1 protein-coding gene is annotated in these 498 nt (G+C 62.4%); it reads left to right on the plus strand.

Translation table 11 applies throughout. The features are described from left to right. Positions 1-498, plus strand: a 498-nt coding sequence (locus tag J4E53_RS30560; RefSeq protein WP_207268297.1) for an AMP-binding protein, incomplete at both ends; no start/stop codon positions are given.

Below are 498 nucleotides of genomic sequence, written 5' to 3' on the forward strand. Positions count from 1 at the left end.
CAGCGTACGCCGGATGCCGTGGCGGTGATCCGTGGCGAGCAGCGCCTGAGCTACCGCGAGTTGAATGAGCGGGCCAACCGCCTGGCCCATTACCTGCGCAAACAGGGCGTAGAGCCCGATTCGCGGGTGGCGATTTGCGTCGAACGCAGTATCGACATGGTTGTTGGGTTGCTGGCGATTCTCAAGGCTGGCGGCGGTTATGTGCCGTTGGATCCGGCGTATCCGCTGGACCGCATCGCCTACATGCTGGAAGACAGTGCGCCGGCGGCGGTGTTGACCCAGACGGCGACCCTTGAATTGCTGGCCGCAGCCTCGATGCCGGTGATCAATCTCGAAAGCGGCGATTGGCAGGACGAGTCCGTCCAGAATCCCGAGGTCGCCGAGCTGACCTCTTCGCACCTGGCCTATGTCATCTACACGTCGGGTTCAACCGGTCTGCCTAAAGGCGTGATGATCGAGCACCGCAACACGGTGAACTTCCTGACCTGGGCCCATCGT

Origin of the sequence: Pseudomonas sp. FW305-28 (genome assembly GCF_017351395.1) — a bacterium.
Classification (GTDB): domain Bacteria; phylum Pseudomonadota; class Gammaproteobacteria; order Pseudomonadales; family Pseudomonadaceae; genus Aquipseudomonas; species Aquipseudomonas fluorescens_AA.